General features: G+C 56.1%; 17 protein-coding genes. 16 read left to right on the top strand and 1 reads right to left on the bottom strand.

The features are described 5' to 3' along the window. The first annotated feature begins 67 nt into the window (after positions 1 to 67). The 11 genes from ACWNZ1_RS20990 to ACWNZ1_RS20940 all read left to right on the top strand — a co-directional run bounded on the left by ACWNZ1_RS20990 (position 68) and on the right by ACWNZ1_RS20940 (position 12916). The gene (locus ACWNZ1_RS20990; protein ID WP_265072444.1) at positions 68 to 1327 is read left to right on the top strand and encodes a cystathionine gamma-synthase family protein; all 1260 of its coding nucleotides are present in this window, start codon (positions 68 to 70) and stop codon (positions 1325 to 1327) included. A 127-nt stretch (positions 1328 to 1454) separates the two neighbouring features. After that, positions 1455 to 2885, top strand: a complete 1431-nt coding sequence (locus tag ACWNZ1_RS20985) for an amino acid permease (protein ID WP_280944425.1) — start codon at positions 1455 to 1457, stop codon at positions 2883 to 2885. A gap of 57 nt (positions 2886 to 2942) precedes the next feature. Next, positions 2943 to 3833: a LysR substrate-binding domain-containing protein gene (locus tag ACWNZ1_RS20980; RefSeq protein WP_456027870.1), complete on the top strand. Its 891-nt coding sequence runs from the start codon at positions 2943 to 2945 to the stop codon at positions 3831 to 3833. A 16-nt stretch (positions 3834 to 3849) separates the two neighbouring features. Further along, entirely contained in the window at positions 3850 to 5229 is a 1380-nt protein-coding gene (thrC, locus tag ACWNZ1_RS20975) for a threonine synthase (RefSeq protein WP_456027869.1), read from the top strand. Between the two features lie 12 nt (positions 5230 to 5241). Beyond that, the gene (locus ACWNZ1_RS20970) at positions 5242 to 5679 is read left to right on the top strand and encodes an Lrp/AsnC family transcriptional regulator (RefSeq protein ID WP_109756321.1); all 438 of its coding nucleotides are present in this window, start codon (positions 5242 to 5244) and stop codon (positions 5677 to 5679) included. A gap of 286 nt (positions 5680 to 5965) precedes the next feature. Further along, positions 5966 to 7024 (top strand): homoserine dehydrogenase, encoded by a 1059-nt coding sequence (locus tag ACWNZ1_RS20965; RefSeq protein WP_256453811.1) that lies wholly within the window; start codon positions 5966 to 5968, stop codon positions 7022 to 7024. Next, positions 7021 to 8433, top strand: coding sequence for an aldehyde dehydrogenase family protein (locus tag ACWNZ1_RS20960; protein ID WP_456027868.1), 1413 nt, complete (start codon positions 7021 to 7023; stop codon positions 8431 to 8433). Before ACWNZ1_RS20965 ends, ACWNZ1_RS20960 begins: the two co-directional genes overlap by 4 nt. Before the next feature lie 690 nt (positions 8434 to 9123). Continuing rightward, a complete protein-coding gene (locus ACWNZ1_RS20955) occupies positions 9124 to 10398 on the top strand; it encodes a glycoside hydrolase family 68 protein (RefSeq protein ID WP_258636281.1) in 1275 nt (424 codons plus the stop codon). A gap of 743 nt (positions 10399 to 11141) precedes the next feature. Further along, on the top strand, positions 11142 to 11501 hold the full coding sequence (locus tag ACWNZ1_RS20950; protein WP_456027867.1) for a DUF6124 family protein: 360 nt from the start codon (positions 11142 to 11144) through the stop codon (positions 11499 to 11501). Between the two features lie 37 nt (positions 11502 to 11538). Beyond that, complete coding sequence (locus ACWNZ1_RS20945; RefSeq protein ID WP_053182152.1) at positions 11539 to 11769, top strand: hypothetical protein; 231 nt, start codon at positions 11539 to 11541, stop codon at positions 11767 to 11769. Positions 11770 to 12556: 787 nt separating this feature from the next. After that, a complete protein-coding gene (locus ACWNZ1_RS20940; RefSeq protein ID WP_053182146.1) occupies positions 12557 to 12916 on the top strand; it encodes a DUF6124 family protein in 360 nt (119 codons plus the stop codon). Positions 12917 to 13000: 84 nt separating this feature from the next. Here ACWNZ1_RS20940 and ACWNZ1_RS20935 read toward each other — a convergent pair whose 3' ends face one another. Next, positions 13001 to 14650 carry a DNA cytosine methyltransferase gene (locus tag ACWNZ1_RS20935; protein WP_053182144.1) on the bottom strand — a complete coding sequence of 550 codons (1650 nt, stop codon included), beginning with the start codon at positions 14648 to 14650 and terminating at the stop codon, positions 13001 to 13003. Between the two features lie 13 nt (positions 14651 to 14663). Here ACWNZ1_RS20935 and ACWNZ1_RS20930 point away from each other — a divergent pair, with 13 nt between their 5' ends. The 5 genes from ACWNZ1_RS20930 to ACWNZ1_RS20910 all read left to right on the top strand — a co-directional run bounded on the left by ACWNZ1_RS20930 (position 14664) and on the right by ACWNZ1_RS20910 (position 21677). Next, complete coding sequence (locus ACWNZ1_RS20930; protein ID WP_082306342.1) at positions 14664 to 15128, top strand: very short patch repair endonuclease; 465 nt, start codon at positions 14664 to 14666, stop codon at positions 15126 to 15128. Positions 15129 to 15312: 184 nt separating this feature from the next. After that, positions 15313 to 17943 (top strand): Z1 domain-containing protein, encoded by a 2631-nt coding sequence (locus ACWNZ1_RS20925; protein ID WP_216598582.1) that lies wholly within the window; start codon positions 15313 to 15315, stop codon positions 17941 to 17943. Beyond that, positions 17936 to 18934 carry a PD-(D/E)XK motif protein gene (locus ACWNZ1_RS20920; RefSeq protein WP_053182134.1) on the top strand — a complete coding sequence of 333 codons (999 nt, stop codon included), beginning with the start codon at positions 17936 to 17938 and terminating at the stop codon, positions 18932 to 18934. The genes ACWNZ1_RS20925 and ACWNZ1_RS20920 overlap by 8 nt, the downstream gene beginning before the upstream one ends. Further along, the gene (locus ACWNZ1_RS20915) at positions 18931 to 20781 is read left to right on the top strand and encodes a hypothetical protein (RefSeq protein WP_456027866.1); all 1851 of its coding nucleotides are present in this window, start codon (positions 18931 to 18933) and stop codon (positions 20779 to 20781) included. The genes ACWNZ1_RS20920 and ACWNZ1_RS20915 overlap by 4 nt, the downstream gene beginning before the upstream one ends. After that, positions 20778 to 21677, top strand: coding sequence for a hypothetical protein (locus ACWNZ1_RS20910; protein WP_053182131.1), 900 nt, complete (start codon positions 20778 to 20780; stop codon positions 21675 to 21677). The genes ACWNZ1_RS20915 and ACWNZ1_RS20910 overlap by 4 nt, the downstream gene beginning before the upstream one ends. Positions 21678 to 21682: the final 5 nt, after the last annotated feature.

Raw genomic sequence — 21682 nt, 5'->3', positions numbered from 1 at the left:
TTCCCTATATTGGCCCCCAGATCCGGTGAATGGCTCAACGTTCACCCCTTGAGTGCGAGTAGTCCTAATGAACAATAAACCTGACAGCGCAGGGCTTGAGAATGCGGGAGCGGCGACCCGGGCGGTGTGGGGCGGGGAGCAAGTCAGGCATCCCTACAACGCCACGCAAACCCCGATCGTGGTCAGTGCCGCTTACGGTTACGACGACATCGACGTCTGGTACGACGTTGCGCTGGGCAAGGCGCCAGGCTTTATCTACAGCCGCATGAGCAACCCCACCGTCGAGACCCTCGAAGCCAAGATCTGCGAGTTGGAAATGGCCGAGTCCGCCGTGGCGTTCAGCAGCGGCATGGCGGCGATCAGCAGCGTGCTTTATACCTTCCTGGCCCATGGCGATCGAGTGGTGTCGACCAAGGACAGTTACGGCGGCACCAACAAGATTTTCGAAGAATTCCTGCCACGCATGGGCGTGGACGTGACCTTGTGCGAGACGTTCGATCACGAAGAAATCGAGCGGGAAATCGCCAAGGGCTGCCAGTTGGTGTACCTGGAAACGCCGACCAATCCGACCCTGAAAATCCTCGACATCCCACGCTTGGTGGCAGCGGCCAAGCGCGTTGGTGCCGTGGTGGTGGCGGACAATACCTTCGCCACGCCGCTCAATCAGAACCCGCTGGCCTTGGGCGTGGACGTGGTGATCCACAGCGCGACCAAGTTCCTCAGTGGCCATGGCGACGTGCTCGGCGGCCTGGTCTGTGGTAGCGCCGCCTTGATGGCCAAGGTTCGGCATTATCGGGAAATCAACGGCGCGTCGCTCGACCCGTTCTCGGCCTACATGATCATTCGCGGCATGAAAACCCTGGTGCTGCGCATGCGTCAGCAGCAATGCAGCGCCCGGGCCCTGGCGGAGTTTCTTTGTACCGAACCGTTGGTGGAGTCGGTGAATTATCCCGGCCTGCCCAGCCATCCGAACCACGCCGTGGCCTGCGCGCAAATGTCTGGTTTCGGCGCCATCGTCAGTTTTGTCCTGGTCGGTGGCATGGACACGGTCAAGGTGCTCCTGCCGCGCCTGCGCTTCGCCCATTGCGCCGGCAATCTTGGTGCGGTGGAAACTATCTACGGTCCGGCCCGCACCACCAGTCATGTCGAAAACACCCTGGAGGAACGCCTGGCCCTGGGCATCTCCGAAGGCTTGGTGCGGGTTTCGGTGGGCATCGAAGACACCGACGATCTCTTGGACGATCTGAAGCAGGCATTCGCCTTCGTCAAAAAGACCCTCAATCCGCACCTCAATGAAGTCCACATCGAGACGCAAACTGAAGTTTGAAAGTTGGTACCCCATAACAAGGCTGTGAATGGGGCGTTCATGAATAGGAATAATAATAAAAGCTCAGTGGCGCTTGTCTTACTCGCGCAGACGTAGATGCGCGCCCTGACATTTCATGAGAACAACCATGTCCATAACAGAACAACAAACGAATTCGCGGGCCGGCTTCAAGCAGGAAATGCAGACGCGCCATATCGTCATGCTGGCCTTGGGTGGCGTCATCGGTACCGGGCTGTTCCTGACCTCCGGCTACACCGTTAACCAGGCCGGCCCCTTGGGCGCGGTGATCGCCTACATCATCGGCGCGCTCATGGTCTACATGGTGATGATGTGCCTGGGGGAACTGGCGGTGCAGATGCCGGAAACCGGTTCGTTCAGCACCTACGCCACGCGCTTTCTCGGCCCGGGCACCGGCTACACCGTGGCCTGGCTGTACTGGCTGACCTGGACCGTGGCAATCGGTTCTGAATTCACCGCCGCCGGTATCTTGATGACACGCTGGTTTCCGGATACGCCCGTGTGGATCTGGAGCGCGCTGTTTGCTGGCGTGGTGTTCCTCACCAACGTTATCTCGGTGCGTTTGTTTGCCGAGACCGAGTTCTGGCTATCGTTGATCAAAGTGGTCACGGTGGTGGTGTTCCTGCTGATCGGCGGCGGCGCGATTCTTGGCCTGTTGAACATCGATCAGGCGCACAGTATCGGGCTGAGCAACTTCACTCGCGAAGGGCTGTTTCCCACCGGCTTCATGCCGATTGCGATGACGCTGCTGGCGGTCTCCTTTGCCTTCTCCGGCACGGAACTGATCGGCATCGCCGCCGGTGAAACCAAGGATCCGCAACGCAATGTGCCGCGCGCCATTCGCACCACCGTGCTGCGCCTGGCGATCTTCTTTGTCGGGACCATTTTTGTCCTGGCGACCTTGTTGCCCCGCGACCAGGCCGGTCTGGTCGAGAGCCCCTTCGTCACCGTGTTCACCTACATCGGCATTCCGTACTCGGCCGACATCATGAACTTCGTGATCATCAGCGCCTTGCTCTCGGCGGCCAACTCCGGTTTGTACGCCGCCTCGCGGATGCTCTGGACCCTCAGTGACCAAGGCCACCTGCCCAAGCAGTTCTCGGCCCTGACCCGCATGGGCACGCCGCTCAATGCGATCATTGTGAGCATGGCCGGTGGCGCCGCTTCGTTGCTCAGCAGCGTGTTTGCCGCCGACACCATCTACCTGGCGCTGGTGTCGATCTCCGGCCTGGCCGTGGTGGTGGTGTGGATGAGCATTGCCGCCAGCCAGATTGCTTTCCGCCGCCACTATGTCGCCAATGGCGGCGATGTGCGCCATCTCAAGTTCCGCGTTCGTGGTTATCCGTGGGTGCCGCTGGGGGCGCTGGTATGCTGCAGCCTGGCGTGTGTCGGGATCGCGTTCGATCCTGAGCAGCGGGTGGCCCTGTACTTCGGCTTGCCCTTCATCGCCTGGTGCTATTTCGTGTATTTCATTACCCGCAAAAGCCGCGAGCAACGCTTGTCGGTTGCCCCCTTGGCACAGCCGTCCGATGCGTTCTAGCCAGCGCTGAGGCGTGGCCGGTGCGCTCGGTGGAAGGGGTGTCAGCGAGGTCCGATCATGAAGCAAAAGCCGTTACCCCCATTGAACTGGCTGCGGGCATTCGAGGTGTCTGCCCGTTGCCTGAACTTCACCCATGCGGCCGAAGAGTTGTGCTTGACCCAAGGCGCGGTCAGCCAGCAGATCCGCCAACTGGAAAGCCATCTGGGCGTGGCGCTGTTCAAGCGCTTGCCCCGTGGCCTGGGCTTGACTGAGGAAGGCCAGGCCTACCTGCCGGTGGTGCAGGATGCGATCACCCGGCTGGCAGTCGGCACCAATGAGATTTTCGGTCAGCACAAACGCCGACCGATCAAGGTGCGCGGCAGCCTGGCGTTTTTCGTGCACTGGCTGGCGCCCAAGTTGGTGAGTTTTCGCCAGGCCCATCCCCAGGTCGATATCCGCTACATCAGCAACATCTGGGTCAAGGAACTGGACGGTGAAGACGACATGGAAATCCGCTGGGGCCACGGTCAATGGCCAGGCCTGGTGTCGCAGCGCCTGACCTGGGACACCTTGTTTCCGGTGTGCTCGCCAGCGCTGATGGCGCGTTCGCCACTGCAGGTGCCGGCGGACGTGGCGAAGCATCCGCTGCTGCACGTGTTGGGCTACGAAGAGGGCTGGGGCTATTGGCTGAACATGGTCGGCGCGGACGGCGTTGATTCTTCGACCGGCATGCAGTTCGACACACTGGTGTGTACCTTGCGCATGGCCGAACTGGGGCAGGGCATTGCCCTGGCTCGCTCGTCGATGGTGGCTGAGCTGCTTGAAGACGGGCGGCTGGTCGAGCCCTTCACCCAGCGCATCGAGGCCAGCGAATCGTTCTACCTGGTACGCGGTTCCGGGGCCGACCAGCACCCCGACGCGGTGATGTTTTCCACCTGGCTGGTCGAGCAGGCACATCGTTATAAATAATTGGCCGGAGCCAACCATGCGCTATGTGAGTACTCGGAATGCGGCGGTGCAGGTCGATTTCGAAAAGGTCGTGTTGTCGGGCATCGCTGAAGACGGCGGGCTGTTCGTCCCGCTTGAACTGCCGCAGTTCGAACCCCAGGACATCGCCAACTGGTCGACCCTGGCCTATGACGAACTGGCCTATCGAGTGATGCGTCCGTTTGTGGGCGAGGCGATTCCCGAGGCCGATTTCAAGCGCGTGCTCAAGGAGGCCGGCAGCCAGTTCAGCCATCGCTCTCTGGCGCCGTTGCATCAGGTGGATCGCAATGAATGGGTCTTGGAGTTGTTCCATGGCCCGACCCGCTCCTCGAAAGATTTCGCCGCGCAGTTGCAGGCGCGGCTGGTGCAGTACTTCCTGCGCAAACGCCAGCGCCGCGCCGTGGTGATCGGCGCCACCAACGGCGACACCGGGTTGGCCGCCATCGAAGCCTTCAAGCACTGCGCTGAAACCGACGTGGTGGTGATTTACCCGGAGGCTGGCGTGCCGCAGGAACAACTTCAACAGCTGCAAGCGGTGGCCCATCCCCGGGTTCATCCGTTCGCCGTCAATGGCAGCTTCGATGAGTGCCAGACCCTCGTCACCCGCTTGTTCCGGCAGTGGCCGTGCACCGGCCGCGAGGCGATCAGCTTCAATTCCAGCAACTGGGTCAGCGTCATGGCGCAGTTGGTGTTTTACTTCCATGCCGTGCTGCAACTGGGCGGCGGTCAGCGCCCCATCGGTTTCAGCGTGCCGGCGGCGAGTTTTGCCGAGGTCTACGCCGGCTACATCGCGCAGAAAATGGGCTTGCCGATCACGCAGATGATCGTCGCGACCAACCGGAATGACGCGCTGCATCAGCTGTTCCTGAAGAACCACTACTCCCGCTTGCGCGCCAACAAGACTTTGTCGCCGGCCATGGACCTGTCGATCTTTTCCAACCTGGAGCGGTTTCTCTGGGAGCTCTACGGCCACGACGACCAGGCCGTGAGCGCGCTGATGACAACCTTCGAAACCACTGGCGAGATGACCATCGCCAACGAGTTCTGGCTGCAGGCGCGGATGATCATCGACTCCTATGCGGTTACGGATGAACAGACGCTGGAGGAAATCACCTCGCTGTATCGCGACACCGGCTATGTCATCGACCCGCATACCGCCACGGGCGTGCTCGCGGCCAGGTTGTATCGCCGCAGCCTGGTGGCGCCGATGGTGACCTTGGGTGAGATTTCACCGGCCAAATCGGCGGTGCTGCTCGGTGAGTTGGGGATCAACATTGCGGCGCAACCGCGTCCCATGTCCGAGCATGGCCCGGCGCAGATCCAGCGCATCCAGCCCGACGACCTCGGTGCCCTCCAACAACTGCTCGCTGCTCTATAACAGGAGGCCCCCATGAAGCGAATTCTCGACCCGCTCGACGAACGCATCATCGCCGAACTCCGGCTCAACGCCCGGGCCGCCCACGCCGAACTGGCGGCGAAGGTCAACCTGTCACGCAACGCCGTGCGCCAACGCATCGAACGCCTCGAACGCGACGGCGCGATCCAGGGCTACACCGTACGCACCGGCGAGGGCGGGCAAGCGTCGTCGAACATCAACGCGGTGATCTTCGTCTACCGCTACGACCGCATGCGCGGCGCGGAAGTATTGCAAGCCCTGCGCGCGATGCCGGAAGTGCAGCAGTGCGATGTGATGAGTGGCGAGTTTGATTTGATGCTGCGGGTGGGGGCTGCGAATCCGGAGCGGGTGCATAAGGTTTGGAAGGAAATATCCGCGTTGCCTGGGGTGGAGAACACGGTGACGTCGTTTGTGTTGTCGTCGGTGGTTTAGGCAACAGTGCCCCCCTGTGGGAGCGAGGGGTAAGCATGCGTTCAAAAGAAGCCTCCAGCCAGCCACAGATACCCCCTACACCACAGACATATCCCCTCACCAGAAATGGACCGCGCCAACCTGAACTAAAAAGCCAACCCTGTTGGCTTTTTTCATGCCTGCCGCTTCGCCCACCTCCTGGTCAAAACGCCCAGAAAATAGAGCAAATTGGCATATTTCACTGCCCAGCCCACCCCCCTAACCTAGATCCCAACAACCCACTCCCCGGATCAAGGGCATAACAAAAATGACTGAATACAAACTGGCGCTGGTCGGCTTCGGCGGTGTGAACCGGGCATTGGCTCAGCTCATCGCCGAGCGTAACGAAAGCTGGAAAACCGAACTGGGCTTCACCCTGAAAATCGTCGGCGTGACCGATCTGTTCCTCGGTTCGGTGATGGACCGCCACGGCCTCGACGCCGCCTCACTGGCCAAACTACCGGCCGTCAAAGGCGCCATGTCACAACTCCCCGGCGGCACCGTCGATGCCCTCAACGAAGCGGTGATCAAAGACTGCGGCGCCGACATCATCGCCGAAGCCACCTTCACCAACCCGGTGGACGGCGAGCCCGCCACTTCGTTCTGCCGCTGGGCGCTGGAGCGCGGCAAGCACGTGGTCACCACCAACAAAGGCCCCATCGCCCTGCACGGCGCCGAGCTCAAGGCCCTGGCCCGGCGCAACAACGTCGCCTTCGAATACGAAGGCTCAGTGATGAGCGGCACCCCGGTCATTCGCCTGGCCAAGCAATCCCTGGCCGGCAGCTCGATCAGCGGTTTCGAAGGCATCCTCAACGGCACCTCCAACTTCGTCCTCACTTGCATGGAAGGCGGCCTCGGGTTCGCCGAAGCCGTCAGCCAAGCCCAAGCCCTGGGCTACGCCGAAGCCGACCCAACGGCAGATGTCGAAGGCCACGACGTGCGCCTGAAAGTGGTGATCCTGGCCAACGAACTGCTCGACGCCAAACTCACGGTCAACGACGTCACCTGCAGCGGCATCTCTTCCCTCAGCCTCGACGACATCGAAAAAGCCCGACAAAACGGCGCGCGCTGGAAACTCATCGGCGCCGCCACCCGCAATGCCGACGGCTCCATCAACGCCAGCGTCGAACCGCGCCTGCTGAACAACGACCACCCACTGGCCAGCATCAGCGGCGCCACCAACGCCGTGTCCTTCACCAGTGAACTGCTCGGCGCCGTCACCGTCTCCGGTCCGGGCGCAGGCCGCACCGAAACCGCCTTCGCATTGCTCTCGGACATCATCCACATCCACCAATCGGCAACCCGCAAACAGGAGCACAACCTGTGAACGTATCGCGCCTGGCCCTGGCGGTCGTCGAACCGCACATCGAAGTCCTCAACCCATTTGACGGCAGCGTCGTCGGCACCGTCGTGGACGTTTGCGCATCAGAAGTCCCACACCTGCTGGAGACCGGACGCAGCGGCGTACAAGCCTGCGCCGCGCTACCGCGTCATCGCCGCGCCAGCATCCTCGAACACGCTGCATTGAACATCGAACGCGACGCCAAAGCCTTCGCCCGGCTGATCGTCGACGAAGCCGGCAAGACCCTCAAACAGGCGGAAAAAGAAGTCAAACGCTGCGTCAACACCCTCAAGCTCTCCGCCGAGGAAGCCAAGCGCAACGCTGGCGAAATCGTCCCGTTCGACGCCTACGAAGGCGCCGAATCGCGCCAAGGCTGGTTCACCCGCGAACCCCTTGGCCTGATCGTCGCCATCACCCCCTACAACGACCCGCTGAACCTGGTGGCGCACAAACTCGGCCCGGCCATCGCCGGCGGCAACGCGGTGATCCTCAAACCGTCCGAACTGGCGCCGTTGTCGGCCCTCAAACTGGTCTCGTACCTGGTCGCCGCCGGCCTGCCACAAACCGTGGTCACCGTCGCCACCGGCGGCGCCGAACTGGGCAAAGCCCTGGTCGCCGCCCGCGACGTGCGGATGATCTCCTTCACCGGCGGCTTCGTCACCGGCGAACAAATCGCCCGCAGCGCCGGCCTGAAAAAACTCGCCATGGACCTCGGCGGCAACGCCCCCGTCATCGTCATGGCCGACTGCAACCTCGACGCTGCCGTCGACAGCTGCGTCTCCGGCGCCTTCTGGGCCGCCGGGCAAAACTGCATCGGCACCCAACGCCTGCTCATCCACGCACCGATCTATGAAGCCTTCCGCGAACGCTTCGTCAACCAGGCCCAAGCCCTCGTCGTCGGCAACCCACTGCTCGCAGGCACCGACATCGGCCCGATGATCACCCAACAGGCCGCGCAGAACGCTGAACAGGTCGTCAACGAAGCCCTGCAACAAGGCGCCACCTTACTCTGCGGCCACCGCCGCCAAGGCACTTGCTACGCCGCCACGGTGCTGGAAAACGTCGATCATTCCAGCCGACTCTGGCGCAATGAGGCCTTTGCGCCAGTGGTGGTGTTGCAGCCGTTCGACACGTTTGATGAAGCCATCGCGTTGGCGAACGAACCTGAATATGCGCTTCACGCCGGGATTTTCACCAACGACCTCAGCACGGCGATGAGCGCTGCACGACGGATCGAAGCGGGGGGCGTGATGATCAATGACTCGTCGGATTTTCGCTTTGATGCGATGCCGTTTGGCGGTTCCAAGTACGGGAGTTTGGGCAGGGAAGGGGTGCGGTTTGCCTATGAGGAAATGACCCAGCCGAAGGTGGTTTGTTTAAATACGCTGGGGTGAGGGGCGAGTCAGTCCGAAGGAGTCGCTTTACCTTTCATGTCGCTAAAACGCCATTTTGACGACACGTCCTCTTCTCATGTCGCCGGCAGCGACATGAGAAGAGAACGTGTCGCAGAAATCAAAAAAACAGCGACACGTTGTGTCAGCCCTCTGTGGAAGCGGGCTTGTTCACGAAAAGGCCAGTAAACCCAACCCCGCAACTAAGACAAACCCTTGTGGGAGCAAGGCTTGCCCGCGATGGCGGCGCACCAGTCAACATCACTACCGCTGACTCTCCACCTCACGAATAGCTCACGACGACCCGCTTCCTTTCATATCGCCGACGGCGACAAATCAAAGCTTTTTTCGGCTCCCCACCTTGCATTGGCCTTTGCGCAAAACGCACAAGCTCAGTTGCCCCATCCTTCTATGCACTGCTTCCGCCTGTTGCCCCGTTGCGCGCGCTTTTCACTGAGTAACGTTCACTGCGCCGAGTGTGCAGCCAACGTCGCCGATCTCCCAAGGATTGAACTTCTGCAAACGTTCATGGCTGAAACGTATCAGCTGAAAGAAAAAACCAAATTATGCACAAATGCATTTTTATGCTTGACCCGCATGCATAACCCCCTATAAGGTGGTTTCACTGTATGCACATACAGCATTTCTAAAGCGTCATTTATTTGAATCCATTCATGGACGAGGCAATAACCTATGAAAACCACCACTGAAAAATTCGGTGTAACCCCCCATCAACCCAGCCTCTGGACCCGCGCTGATGCGTTGAAAGTCCGGGCGGATGACCCAACCACCACCCAGCCGCTGGTCAGCGCGGATTTCCCGGTACTGAACAACGACGTGTTCATCTGGGACACCATGCCCTTGCGCGACTTGGACGGTAACGTGACGTCCGTCGATGGCTGGTCGGTGATCTTCACCCTGACAGCCGATCGTCATCCAAACGACCCGCAGTACCTCGACGAGGACGGTAACTACGACATCCTCCGCGATTGGAACGATCGTCACGGTCGGGCAAAGATGTACTACTGGTTCTCTCGTACCGGCAAGAACTGGGAGTTCGGTGGCCGCGTAATGGCCGAAGGCGTTTCGCCGACCGCTCGCGAATGGGCCGGTACGCCGATCCTGTTGAACGACCGAGGTGAAGTGGACCTGTATTACACCGCCGTCACCCCAGGCGCGACCATCGTCAAGGTGCGCGGTCGGGTAGTGACCACTGAACACGGTGTCAGCATGGTCGGCTTCGAGAAGGTCAAGCCGCTGTTCGAGGCTGACGGCAAGATGTATCAGACCGAAGCACAAAACGCGTTCTGGGGTTTCCGCGACCCATGGCCTTTCCGCGACCCGAAAGATGGCAAGCTGTACATGCTGTTCGAAGGTAACGTGGCCGGTGAGCGCGGCTCCCACAAAGTAGGCGAGGCAGAAATTGGCGACGTGCCGCCGGGTTATGAAGATGTTGGCAACTCGCGCTTCCAGACCGCCTGTGTCGGCATCGCCGTGGCCCGCGACGCGGACGGTGACGACTGGGAAATGTTGCCGCCACTGCTGACCGCCGTCGGGGTAAACGACCAGACCGAGCGCCCGCACTTCGTGTTCCAGGATGGCAAGTACTACCTGTTCACGATTAGCCACACCTTCACCTATGCCGACGGTGTGACCGGGCCAGACGGCGTGTACGGTTTCGTCGCGGACTCGCTGTTCGGCCCTTACGTGCCGCTGAACGGTTCCGGCCTGGTGCTGGGCAACCCGTCCTCGCAGCCATTCCAGACCTACTCGCACTATGTAATGCCAAACGGCCTGGTGACCTCCTTCATCGACAGCGTACCGACCGACGAAACCGGCACGCAGATTCGTGTCGGTGGCACCGAGGCGCCAACGGTGGGCATGAAAATAAAAGGGCTGCAGACGTTCGTGGTGGCCGAGTACGACTACGGTTACATCCCGCCGATGCTCGACGTCACCCTCAAGTAACAGCAACACCGGGGTTTCAGGCAGCGGGTTTGCGGTCGATGACAAAACCGTCGTGGATATGATCGAGATATCCCGCCTGATTCATTGCGACATTGCTCGCAAGCCCCATTGAACAACGCGTCGTAACCCTCTTCGCGACTGGCTGCAAGGATGCAGCCAGTCGCGAATGCATTTCCGCACTGCGCACTTGGAACGATGAGTTCTCTTAAGCAGTGCAGCAGACCGCCGTACACTTCCCCAACCGCAGCGTCGCTCCTTGCTAAATGACGCTGACGCACCGCATTCACGAGCAAATCCGCTCCGCCATTCCTATGTTTGAAATGCCTGACGCAAGCGCCTCTGTGGGAGCGAGCCTGCTCGCGATGGCGGTGTATAAACAACATTCCGGCCCGCTGTTTATCGTGGCTCCACGAGAGCAGCCACGACCGACATTGCCTTGCGCCATTGCCTACAACTACGCCAGAATCCGCCGGCTTGTGCGTCTTGGAGGGCGTCGGTAGTTTGAGTCCTGTCACTGAGCATCAGTGATCGGGTTTCGCAGCCCGGACTCTATAGGCGCACAACGTCACCTTCGAAAGCAGATTACCCATGTCTGTGATTTCGTCAGAGGTGGCTGTGCGTGGGAGATCCCTTGGGTCTGCCGGTCCCTAGAGTCCCGGTCTGCGAACCCGCGTACAGCTGCCACCCAATACTTCGTTTCGCAGCGAATGGTGGTAGCTCCAACAGACTCTAGGAGCTTTACCATGGCTAAAATTACACCGAATCCGCCAGCTATAGATGAACATGTGTCGCGCGCTCAGTCTGCTCGTAACAAGGAGCTTGATGATGCTGCTAACCGGGCTTTGGATTACTACCTGAAGCCTACGCCGAAGAAAGAAACGTCTGACAACCCCAACAGCATCTTCCGTATCGCACCTGATGTTGATTCGGAATGTCTGCTTGCCAGTCTCAGTGAAAACCTGGCTGCGGCCAATGCCATGATCAATGATCTGGCGTTTGGCCTTGAGGGTTCGCGACGGCGCGTTGCGATGGGGATTTTGCAGGTGATTGAGGTGAGTGAACTGCTGGCGAATCGGGCTTTGGATATTGTTGAGGTGAGGTAGCAAGGGGCCGCACTTACCCCAGGTATGAAGAAAGGTCTTGCACAGCAAGGCCTTTCTTGTAGGCGAAGGGCTGTCTGTCAAGCGCCAACAGGGGAGTTATGCAAGTACCCCTTGCACAATTACCAACCGCAGCGGTACTCCAGGCAAGGCCAAGTCGACCATCAATGAGTACATCAAGAACGTTTTCGAGGAAGGTGAACTGGTGCCGGAGGAGGTGATGAGAAAAATCGGTATTTCCGAATTTTCTATCAACCCGACCAACCTCTAAACCTCGACGTCATCATCTCTGTCAGCTACCGGGTCAAGTCGCAGCAAGGCACCCGGTTCCGCATCCGCGGCATTCGCTCCAGCGAAAAGGAACGCACGGCTGAGGACATCCTGGTCGAGCAGCGTTCCGGGGCGAGCTGTCGTAGTCACAGACGGAGCGTCGACAGAGAAATTGTGCAAGTACCTCTTGCACAATTTCCCCAACCGCAGCGTCGCTCTTTGCTCGCGATAGCGCCATGCCGGGCAACATAAATGACGCTGACGCACCGCATTCACGAGTAAACCCGCTCCCGCCAGTCCTATGTTTGAAATGCCTGACGTGTCGCCATTTATTGAGTTCAGCGACACGTTCTATCGTCATGTCGCCAGCAGCGACATATGCACACATGCTGCTCCTCTGTGGGAGCGAGCCTGCTCGCGATATCAGTGTGTCAGCAACATTCCGGCCAGCTGTTTATCGTGACTCCACGAGACTAGCCACGACCGACATCACCTTGCGCCATTGCCTACAACTACGCCAGAATCCGCCGGCTTGTGCGCCCTTGGCCGCGTCGGTAGCTTTGATCCTGTCACTGCCCATCAGTGATCGGGTTTAGCAGCCCGTCGAGTTGAGTCGCATCAAGCTTCATCAGTCAGGTATTCCCATCCCTGCACTTGATGGTGGCTGTGCGTGGGGCGCCCTCGGGCGCGCCGATTTCTTAACTCGTCGGTCTGCTAACCCGCGTACAGCTGCCACCCACTCGTTTAGCAGCGAGAGGGTCGTGGCCTCACCAAAGAGAGTTAAGGCTATGGTCAAAATTACACCGAACCCTCCGACTGCAGATGAGCATGTGTCTCGCGCTCAGTCTGCTCGTAACAATAAGCTTGATGACGCTGCCAACCGGGCGTTGGACTACTACCTGAAGCCTACGCCGAAGAAAGAAACGTCTGACAACCCCAGCAGCATCTTCCGTATCGCACCTGATGTTGATTCGGAATGCCTGCTTGCCAATCTCAGTGAGAACCTAGCTTCTGCCAATGCCATGATCAGTGATTTGGCGTTTGGTCTTGAGGGATCGCGACGGCGCGTTGCGATGGGGATTTTGCAGGTGATTGAGGTGAGTGAGCTGTTGGCGAATCGGGCTTTGGATATTGTTGAGGTGAGGTAGGAGGAAGAGTTGCCTGCCGTATGAAAAAGGTCTTGCATAGCAAGACCTTTTTTGTGACGGCGAGCCCGGGAAGATCGGTTTCAGCTACATAGCTTCACAAGACGCATTCTTTTTACCAACTGTTTTTTGGTATATGACGTTGAACACTACTGAGGCGATTCTACTAGCCAGTAAGGGAGGGACGGCATTCCCTACTTGATGAAATTGCTGAGTTCTGTTCCCTTGAAAAAAATAGTTGTCCGGGAATGTTTGAAGGCGGGCAGCTTCACGTACAGTCAGGCTACGACACTGTTTGGGATCGTAATGAATGAAGTAATGCCCATCCTTGGAGATATGACTGGTGATAGTTCTAGAGGGGAGATTTCCAATCTGAACCCTGAATCGGTCACTGAATTTTCCGCTCTCCCAGTTCTTGTGTGCTGGTGCCAACCCAGAAAGAGAAAATTGCTGATGCCCTTTGGGCGATGTTCCATGGGCACGGGCAAACACGCTTGCAAACATATATCTACGTAGATCGGAAGGCATATGGCCGCGGGCATCATGATTCAACCAATAATCCAATTGGCTGTCGAGGTACCATTCATCCAGGGGGGGTATACCAGTTTTTCCGTCGCCGTTGGTTCGAGGGATCCGAAGTGCGCCGACATTGATGGGGGCGGTCAAGAGTCCACGCCTAACGATATCCATTTCGGACGCTAGTTTCGGATCAACTCTGGGGTCGAGCTCTGCTCGTAACTCATCCAACTGGTTCGCTACTTCTTGGTACCACGCCTCGTTTCCATCACTCTGCTTGGTCAACCGGCTGCGCAGAGCAGGTAACCCCCCTAAAACTTGCTTGACGGTTACTTGCTCATTTACTCTCGGCAACCAAGCATGAGACGGGATATTCCCCTCTTCATCCAGCGCTATACCTAGAAGAATGACGCGATGCCTTGCTTGAGGTACACCGTGATCCTCGGCTTTGATGATGAACCCGCGGGGGTCGAGCTTTTCTATGTCTTCGTCAGGTCCATAGGACTGCCCAGTCACCAACGAGCAGATGCGATATCGGGTACCGGACTCCGGTTCACCGAGTGCCTTATGAGGGTCCGAAAGATCTTTGAGGATTTGTGAGAAAATTTTCTCGCCACCAACCTTGGATGAGAGGATGCCCTTGACGTTCTCCATTACAAAAACAGTCGGTTGTCGCTCCTTGATGATTCGCAGATATTCCTTATAGAGGAAATGACGGTGATCATTCTCTGCGCTGTAATTGGCCTTCGCTTGGTTACGGGCTCGCCCAACGATAGAGTAGGCTTGGCAGGGAGGCCCTCCGATCAGCACCCATGGTCGACTTCTGTCGAGGCGTTCATCCAAGATCCTATCCAGTTCTTCGTCACCCGCTTCGCTGCCCAAGGTTATGCGTCGTGCTTCGCCGTCAGCCTCTATCCACTGGGCCTCGCTTTCATCCGAGAACGGTTTGTCTGTGATGCCGTTGCAGAAGTCATAGTAGTCATCCAGATGCGCAGGATTTTTCAGCTTTAGCAGTCTGTAGAAAGCTCTCAGTTTAAGTGTCTCGCGAGCAACGGGATCCATCTCGGCGGACACCACCGTCTCGAATCGGTGACCACCTCCCGAGGAGGCAAAACCTTCTCCCAGCCCTCCTGGACCAGCAAAGAGATCGACAATCTGAATAGGCTCAGGGAGCTCCGCATTAGTTTCGAAGGCTGTATCTTGCTTCAGTGGCAAGGTCATTTGGGCTTCAATCATGGATATAGTTAGCAAAGAAGTCAGGTCTCGCATGATGGCTGGCATCCGCGGCAGCAATACGTCCCCGGAAATAAAGGTTCGGAAGCTGCTGCATCGGCATGGCTTCAGGTATCGCTTGCATCGAAAAGATCTTCCTGGAAAGCCCGATGTGGTGCTGCCTCGCCATCGGGTCTGCATTTTCATTCATGGCTGCTTTTGGCATAGGCATCTCCACTGCAGATACGCCACGACTCCCAAGACACGCGAAGAGTTCTGGTGCCTGAAATTCGACCAGAACGTGAAGCGAGACCTCAGAAACCGCGCTGAGCTGTTGCAGCAAGGTTGGCGCGTCTTCGAACTATGGGAGTGCGGAATACGCGGACCGGAAGCAGGCATGAACTGGTTGCTGGAAGCAATCTTGGATTGTAATCAAAAATACATCTCCTGGCCCGATTTTCCTCCTCCGGAAACACCTGTCCCCTAGTCCTTGTTGCTTTCGGCCATGGTGCCAGCGGGCTTCCACTGGATGCTGACGCACAATATATCGTAGGACAGACTAGGCCCTCCAATAAAAAAATGTCAAAGTGACACTATGGAGTGAAACGATCAGAGAGTCTGTGAAAAACTCTGATCAGACTAAGCGCATATAACTAGGGATGGTCTCGACAATGAACCCGCAGATTGAGAGCTTCGCAAGGCTGATTCAAGACAAACTTCCAAGCCATGACGGTCCGGAGCAAGCAGCACTTGCGGTTCAGCGCGATTTTTCAGCTATAGGCATGCCTTTTTCCGAAGAGATGCTGCGAAATTTCCAGCTTGCACTGGAACACGTCATCGCCTCGCGTGAGCATGTCGAGATATTGCGTCGGAATTCATTGATCAAACCCAGGGAAGAGTGGTACCGGGGGTCGGGTTCGAAGGCGGCCCATTGGCCTGCGCTGAAGGGATATCTAGCCAATTCGAAGGGATGGGATCAGGAGACGATAGACTCGATTGATGAAAGCTCATCGGAGGTTGTCTCGTTACTTGCCGATCCGTCAAGCGATAGCTTTCGTCATAGAGGCTTGGTGGTCGGTTATGTCCAGTCCGGCAAGACGGCAAATATGACTGCTGTGATCGCCAAAGCAGTGGATGCGGGCTATAACCTGATCGTGTTACTTGCAGGAGTGACCAACAAACTACGCGCCCAAACCCAGCGTCGCATCGAAAACGATATTGTTAATCGCCACCGTCATCTTTGGCAACTCTACACCACAGAACACGATGATGGAGATTATACCTATCCGAAAAACGGACAGTTTACTTTGCCGACCTCGGGAGGGGCGCAACTAGTAGTGATGAAGAAAATCACCTCGCGACTGGAGACTTTTCGCAAGACGATTTTGGACGCAAAAGGAAAACCAAAGACCCCTTTAGCTACCCTCAGGCGGCTGAAAGTGCTCTTGATCGATGACGAGTGTGACCAGGCCTCGGTCAACTCCTCTAACAATGATTACGACATGACTCGGATTAACGCTGAGATACGCAAGATCATCCGAGCGTTACCTGCTGTTTCCTATGTGGGTTACACGGCAACTCCATTCGCCAACGTCTTCATCGACCCGTACCCTCACAATCAAAATGAACTGGACGATCTATATCCAGAGGATTTTATTACCGCGTTACCTCGCTCGGAGGGTTATTTCGGCGCGCGAGAAGTATTTGGCTTCGACCCTGCCGATGCAGATGATGAGACCCCTGCCGAAGCAGGTCGGGATATGATCCGTACGATTCCAGATGAAAAACTTAATCTTCTGCGTCCTATACGTCTTCGTGATAAGGACGTGTTTCGCCCTCAGATGACAGAGGAGCTTGAAAGCGCCGTCCTCTGGTTCCTGATTTCCTGTGCTATTCGAAGAGATCGAGGGCAAGCGGACAAGCATATGACAATGCTCGTTCACACATCGCCTAATGTAATTCAGCATACTAGGATGGCGGAACTAATTGGGCAGTGGGTCGAGAAGCACCGAGATGATCTGGTTTATGGCTCAGGAAGTGTTTTTAAACGAATGGAACAACTCTTCCAACAGGAGACTGGGAAGGTGCCGCTTGAGTGTGCAGGGACGAGTTCTTTGGCTAAGTTGCTCCCCCATTTTAGGTGCGTCTTAGAAGCCTTGGATATCGTTATCGAAAACGGCGAAAGTTTCGAGAGGTTGGATTACACCTTAGAGCCCAAGATATATATTGTCGTTGGTGGTACTGTTCTGGCTCGGGGTCTTACCCTCGAAGGGTTATCGGTATCTTTCTTTCTGCGTACATCACTGCAGTACGATACTCTGCTGCAGATGGGGCGTTGGTTCGGTTACAGACACGGTTATGAGGATCTGCCTCGCCTTTGGACTACAGTCAACCTTGCAGCGAACTTCCGCGCCTTGGCACGCATCGAGGAAGAGATTCGAGAAGATATCCTGAACTATCGCAAGCACGACGTAACACCGAAGGAATTTGCGGTAAGAGTGCGCTCCATTCCAGGCATGGCGATCACTGCTGCATCCAAGATGCGGCACGCCTATCGAAGTAATATCAGTTTCGAAGGGCGCCATGTACAGACTATTCGTTTCGATCATAAAAGCCAAAGTATCGTTTCCGGTAACTGGTCGGCAGCCACGCAGTTCGTTAACGAGGCTGTGGGAGAGCGAGAGTTGGAGGCGCAGGGAGGGGGGAAACGCCATCTCGTAAGAGGTGTGCCACTTAAAATTGTTCGGAAATTTCTAGTTGCGTATGAGATTTGTGATCAGCACATGGATCTGAAGAAGGAATTGCTGATTGGCTACATAGACGAGGCGGCAGATCATCTTCAGGAATGGAATGTCGGTATTATTACTCCTGCGTCCTCTAAATTATCTGCTAAACCTTTAGGCTTGCTCGGAAATGTCTATACCGCCCGGCGTTCTCAGCTAGCGGCTAACGAAAAAAACTATGCTGACATCAAAGCGTTGATGTCTAAGAGTGACATACTGATTGATGTGACTTCTCAAGGCTCGAAAACCAGCGATAGTTGGTCTGAACTAAAAAATAGTAGGCCTCAAGTTCCTCTGCTTCTTATTTATGTAATCGACGGAAAGTCCGAGGCGCAACATTCGATATCGCGTGTAGATCTTGATGCTGTCGGTGATCTAATTGGGGTTGGTATTGTGTTTCCTGGTACGCCCGATCAATCAGGTGACTATTTCTCAGTAGAGTTGGATGCCCCTGTTCACGAGCAAAGTGAAGAGGAGGATCTATTCGGCCAAATTGCGGAAGAGGTGGTTGATGAATAATCGACCTATAGACCGTTGGAAGCGGCTGAGAGAGACCGGTACGGGGGACGGGGTTATTGAAGTTCCCAGTATCGACTCAGGTGTTGCGACAGGATTTGGGACTGCTAGGTATGCGATAGGAGGGCAGGGCCAGCCTCGACTCCTCGTTCCTATAGGCGGCATGAACTCAATAAAAAGTCTTGCATCTACGACGAAACTCTCCGTGACAACATCTAGCTTCAAGCTTTCAGGGAAAGGGATTTTATTCATAGATATCATGAGTTTGGACCGGGCTCTGGACTCTGTGTTTGCAGAACTGGCAGAAAATATTCTGCGTCGTATTGGCGATGGGGTTGCGCCGCTGATTTCCGTGACCGAGACCATAGAGGATTTTAGGGAGTTGCTTAGAGAACACTCCCGAGCTGACGTGCCCGATAGAAAAATTATCGGAGTTGTTGGGGAATTATATATATTGCAGGTCCTGACGAAATACAATCTTACAGCAGTTGAAGCTTGGGTTGGTCCGTATGAAATGCGTCATGATTTTCGGCGTCATATTCACGCTCTGGAGGTGAAAACCTCGGGTCGATCCGATGCAAAAAGTGTTTTGATTCACGGAATCGATCAGCTCCAGGCTCCTAAAGGTGGAACCTTGCTGCTTGCTCATGTCCGCATGGAAAGGGCTGAAAATGGACTCTTCTTTGTGGGCGAGCTTTTCGACACTCTAGTTAAGTTGGGTGTGGATGGTAGTTCACTGCTCCAGCGCCTGGCTGCCTTGGACTGTCCGGATCCACATGCGAGGGAATGGAATCGCCTTTCATTTACGCTTGAGGGGCTAAAGGTATATTCCGTTGAGGATGGTTTTCCGAGGGTTATCGGGGCCAGTTTTAATGTGGGATCTCTCCCGCAAGGTATTGCCGCAATAGAATACCAAGTTGATCTTGGTCATGCCGTATCGTTTGAGCTGTCCGCGGCCGATTATGACTTCGCCTTTAGGAGAATAGCAGGATGATTCGACTTGAGCGTTTCAGCGAACCTTTCTCCAAGACGGGAAATATTGCAGCTGACGGATTCAGGAGACTCTTGGGTTGCCCAACTCAGGGGCTACTTCAAACAGCTTTGCGGGAGTCGATCCAGAATAGTATCGATGCTGCACGACTTGGGTATGGTCCTAGCTTACTTGTTCGATATCGTACCCTCACTGCCGCCCAGTGCGCCTCACTCCGAGAAAGCATTCTTGTGGATCTCCCCGAAGGAGACCAGACACGAAATGAGATAGCAGTATCGCTTGGTAAGAGCGCGCTGAAAGTTCTGGAAATATGTGACTTCAGCTCGACAGGACTTGGTGGACCCTCATCGGCTGATGTGGTGCCAACCGGTGACGAGACACTCGACTTTGTCAACTTTATGCGAAACGTGGGTGTCGCGCGTGATACGCATCACGGTGGCGGCACTTACGGCTATGGCAAGACGTCTCTCTATGCAATGAGCTCCTGCTCGACAATTCTCGTGGATACCCAGACAGTTTACGAAGGGAGACCCGTGCGCAGATTCATGGGCTGCCATCTCGGTTCGGCTTTTGATGCTGATGTCGCCTATCAGGGGCGTAAAAGATTCACAGGACGACACTGGTGGGGATGCTGCGACGGTGATGAGGGGATTGATCCGTTGACTGGCAATGACGCGTCGGTGGCTGCGATGTCTCTAGGCCTGCCAGTTCGTGACCCTGCACTGACAGGTACATCAGTCCTGATCTTGGATCCTCAGATATATGATGACAATGAAGACCGACCAGTTGCGCACGAAATTCTGGAAACGATCCTATGGAGCTTCTGGCCAAGACTGACCGCATCAACTCCTGAGCAGAAGAAGCTCAGTATCAGAGTTGAAATCGAAGGTATAGATTTTCCAGTACCCACACCTGAAACGTTTCCTCCTCTTGATTTGTTCGCCTCGGCTATGGAAGCGTATCGCGAAGGTCGGATCACCGAGACTATACGTTGTGAACGGCCTAAGCAGGATTTGGGCGCTGTTGTCATTTCCAAGGGACTATGCGCAACTCGTATAGGTCCTGCATCGGATGAATGCTCGATCATTCCTAGTCAAGCATGCCATATCGCGCTTATGCGGCCGGTTGAGCTGGTGGTGAAGTACATTCAGGGAGAGCCTTTCCACGACTCAAGATTTGAATGGGGGGGAGTCTTCGTCTGTTCAAGCGAAGATGAGGTGGAGGAGGCCTTTGCGATGGCGGAGCCTCCAGCGCATGATGACTGGATTCCCAGCATGCTCCCCAGTCGAAGTTCCAAGACGTTCGTTAGAGTTGCCCTTAGGCGACTTGAGGCTTTGGCCAATAGCTATGCTACTCCCCTTACAGCACCTACTACCGGCGGAAGCGAGCGCGGTCCCTCGCTCGCCGGCACTGCAGCGCGACTTGGTAGAATGCTTGATTCTGCATCGGGGAAAGGTCCAGGAAGGCCTAAGTCGCCATCTCGAACTCAATCTAGGAAGAAATTCCGTTCTATCTCCCCAGTCCGATTTATTCGTCTTGAGCTCGATAGCGAGAATCGTCGTTGCGCCATTTTTGAGGCGGATCTTCAAAACGACGAAGCGGATAGTTCGCTTGAGCTGTATGCAGAGTCTCATTTGGTCGCTGATGGGGCTGTTGCCGATGGAAGTGATCTTCCTGCCAGCTTTAAGACAAAGGTTATTGGAATGTACTTGGATGCCACTGAAGCATCGACACTCGGTGCAACACTGAAAGTTGGTACAGGAAGCGGGGTCGTTAGGATAAATGTTCTTAGCCCTCCCGACGCGGCCATTGGCTTGCGCCTTTATTTTCTGAGTGGAGGTGAGGAATGAGCCGAATAGCATTTCCGTTCTTAGTGCTTCCAGATGACGTCGTCAACTTCAAGGGGTGGATGATTGGATCACCGGGCGAACCTCTCTCACCTGCTTCAGACATATTAGAGGATTGGGACTACGAGCAGGACATTCAGATCAATGTTCAAGTTGAAGTAGATTTTTCCGAAGCAGCACTGTGGCTAGGGTTTGCAGCCTCGGAGCTGAAGTTGGCCGCAACCTTGGTAGCAGGAACCGGTGTTGGCAGTCTGCCTCGGCGTTTAGATAGGTTGTCTACCGTAATCATTGATAAGAAGCATCCTCTTGTTATGCTTGAGAGTGTAATACCGGGGAAAAGCCTGTCAGGGCAGCTCCAGCTCAGCTTCAGTATAGTGCTTGACTCTCCTCTTGACTCTGGAGGTGTATTGTCTCCTAGGCATCGAGGGGCTCGCTTGTGGCACAGGCAGAAAAATATCCTAATTGAGGACGGTGGTGATTCGAGATTCCCCATTGAGCTAGCAAGCTTTTCCGAGAGTTTTCCGGGAGGGTTAGAGCAGTATGCTCCTTGGCTTGTCGATTGGAATACCGATGCTTTCGAAGCTGACTTCGGTGGTAATGTTAGGCTATATGTCAATGCGGATAACGAAAGTGTTGCGGGCAAGTTCATTGAGGGTGATGCTTTTACTCTCCAAGTAATGATTGCCGATGTCATGACGCAGATGATTGATGTGGTGCTTGATCTTGATGGCGAAGAGGATCTCACCCACTTTGAAGAAGGGTCGATTGGTCATCAGGCAAGGGTCTGGCTGGATAACGCTTTTCCAGGACAAAGTCTCGATAACATTAAGCAATTACGTGCGTATAAACCCGGCAGATTCAGGGCCGCAATTCTTGCGTCGGCCGATTTGGGGGAGTAAGAGCA

It is taken from the genome of Pseudomonas sp. CFBP 5748 (assembly GCF_053850495.1).
Note: the sequence above shows the minus strand (reverse complement) of the source record. Positions and strands in the feature narration are given on the sequence as shown.